General features: G+C 39.9%; 3 protein-coding genes. All 3 read right to left on the reverse strand.

Annotation, left to right across the window (positions count from 1 at the left end; translation table 11 throughout):
* Nucleotides 1-86 precede the first annotated feature (86 nt).
* Nucleotides 87-566: a 23S rRNA (pseudouridine(1915)-N(3))-methyltransferase RlmH gene (gene rlmH, locus QZ548_RS08935; RefSeq protein ID WP_005385984.1), complete on the reverse strand. Its 480-nt coding sequence runs from the start codon at nucleotides 564-566 to the stop codon at nucleotides 87-89.
* Between the two features lie 3 nt (nucleotides 567-569).
* The gene (locus QZ548_RS08940; RefSeq protein ID WP_119208538.1) at nucleotides 570-1376 is read right to left on the reverse strand and encodes an MBL fold metallo-hydrolase; all 807 of its coding nucleotides are present in this window, start codon (nucleotides 1374-1376) and stop codon (nucleotides 570-572) included.
* An 82-nt stretch (nucleotides 1377-1458) separates the two neighbouring features.
* A complete protein-coding gene (locus QZ548_RS08945) occupies nucleotides 1459-2646 on the reverse strand; it encodes a RuBisCO large subunit C-terminal-like domain-containing protein (RefSeq protein WP_119208539.1) in 1188 nt (395 codons plus the stop codon).
* Nucleotides 2647-2654 lie beyond the last annotated feature (8 nt).

A 2654-nucleotide genomic window follows, 5' to 3' on the forward strand; every position in this document is an offset into this window, starting at 1 on the left:
TTTCTTATACTGATACTAAAGCAATCTACACTCATCATAATATATATTATTTATTCAATCGATACGATCTATTTAAATTAACTACATCACCAATGATATGGTTCATTGCGATTAATTTTAGATGCTCTATAAATTTGCTCTACTAGCAATAAGCGTACCATTTGATGGGTAAACGTCATAGGGCTAAAGGATAATTTATAATTCACGGACTTGCGCAACTCATCGCTTACACCAAAAGCACCGCCAACGATGAAAGCCATATCACTTATACCATCGACTTCTAGTTTAGCTATTGTTTTAGCTAACTCTTCAGAGGACATCGTTTTACCATACACATCAAGCAAAACGGTATAGGCGTTCTTAGGAACTGCTTTTAATAGCCGTTCCCCCTCTTCTACAACGACTTGTTTACGATCTGCATCACTTGGTTTGTCTCCAATTTTACTTTCATTTAATTCTGTAATCGTAATGCCCCCGTATGGACGCATACGTTTTACAAATTCTGCTACCCCATCGCGCAAGTAAGCGTCTTTTAACTTGCCAATACAAACTACATAAAATCTCATACTCTACCTCTTTACAGATTGCATAGACACAATTTCATTAGGTTGTCCATGTTGCAATTTCATTTCCGGTCCAATGCGAACGCCACCATCTACGAGCATTTTCCCAATCGTTTGGGTAACAAGGACGGCATTATTGTTATTTTCAGAACGATGGGCCAAAATAACTTGCATAAAGTCAGGTCGCTTCATCATGAGCAAAGCTTGGGCAGCCATTTCATTGCTTAAATGGCCTTCATCGCTGGCAACACGTTGTTTTAAAAATGGTTGATAAGGACCAAACCGTAACATATGAGGATCATAATTGGCTTCTAGTACTAACAAAGTCGTATCATCCATACGATGTAAGATACTATCAGAAATTACACCTGTATCGGTAACGACAGTAGCCTTATCTTTTCCAGCAAATACATTAATACCTATTGGATCAGCCGCATCATGACTAACGCCAAACGACTCGACTACAAGGTTACCAAGAGAGAGGCTGCCCTTAGTCAATTCGATTAATTGGTTCTTTGGCACAATTAACTTATCTTGAATTTCACGCCACGTCCCTTGTTTCGTATACACAGGGATATCAAAACGTTTCAACAATTGTTGAAGACCTGCAATATGATCACTATGTTCATGACTGATAAAAATGCCCTCTACCTGTGCCATATCGATATGCAATTCTTTTAAACCATTGACGATACGTCGACAACTAATGCCCACATCGTGCAATATGACGGAGTTCCCTTTTTTTATTACTGTACAATTGCCTTTGCTACCACTAGCAAGAACATGGACCTCCAACGGTGAGGATTCACTCATCAAAACACTCCATATACTAAATCATAATTCTTTACATACGTCTGTGAAAGTCAATCTGTTATCACTTTCACTAACACAATCATTAATTGGTTTTAGATAATTCACTCAACCGTTCTACAAAGTATGCCATATTAGCTTCAATATCTGGTCCACGGCGGAACATGTCACCACCAACGAGGAACATCGTATCATTTCCATACAACTCTACCAGTTCATTGAGACGAGCATCTGTTACACCACCACCCGGTGCTGGACAGGCTGCTTTCATCAATCCAAATGGATGTTTAATATAAGAGGAAATTCTCTTACATTGATCTTCGGTGAAAGTAAAACGTCCACCATAGGATACAAAGATAGGCATATCTGCACCAAAGATACGTGGTAACAATCCCAATTGCAAATAGTCGGCAATACCAGATACACCAGGGCTCATAAAGCCACCAGAGTAAGCAGGATGATGAATGATTGGTAAGCCTAACTTTTCATCATTTGCTAATTTATGAAGCCATCCAAATCCCACAAGACCGGAAGCCACCATAAGAGCTGTAGCACCTGCATCTTTTGCAAAATAAGCTCGCTCTATTACGTCTGTACCATCACCAGACACATTAGCTGCATATAATGTATGTGTACCATGGGCTTCATTCATTTCACGCACCGTGGCAGCACATCGTTGTACACGATCTTTAAATTGAGAGAATGACTGATTAGAAATACCGTGGTCATCTTTAATAACATCTGCCCCACCACGTGTATAAGCACCGCACATACGAGCGAGCTCTTCATTCGGTGTTCCCATAGGTTTTACTACGGCCTGAATCATAGGACGCGTTGGCGTTTCAACCAATTGACGAAGTCCTTGCAAGCCAAATTGAGGGCCTTTAAATACATCATATAAAGTTGGACAGAGTTCAATATCAACTACCCAAATATGTGGTTGTAACGATGAGTTACCAAAGACTACGTTTAAGAATTGCGTTGCTTCTAGCGCTGTTGTATCTACAAGATAGGAAATACGAGCCACATAGTAATGAGACGGATTTATCGTAACATTAGGCATAACCCCTACATTGGCATATGTAGAATCAGAACTCATAGGTTCTAAGGACTCCAATCTGCCAGTGATAGTGCCTTTAATGTACGGATCCGTTACAAACTCATAAGGAAACTCTATGGTTTGTTCTACCTGAACAGCCCAGGCAATGGCCTTTGCCTCTTCATACGAACTTGCTTCTATTCGATACGTAACTATAAATCGCTCGTCTTTCATAATGCGTC

The sequence above is a fragment of the uncultured Veillonella sp. genome (assembly GCF_915069625.1).
In the GTDB taxonomy this organism is placed as follows: Bacteria; Bacillota; Negativicutes; order Veillonellales; family Veillonellaceae; genus Veillonella.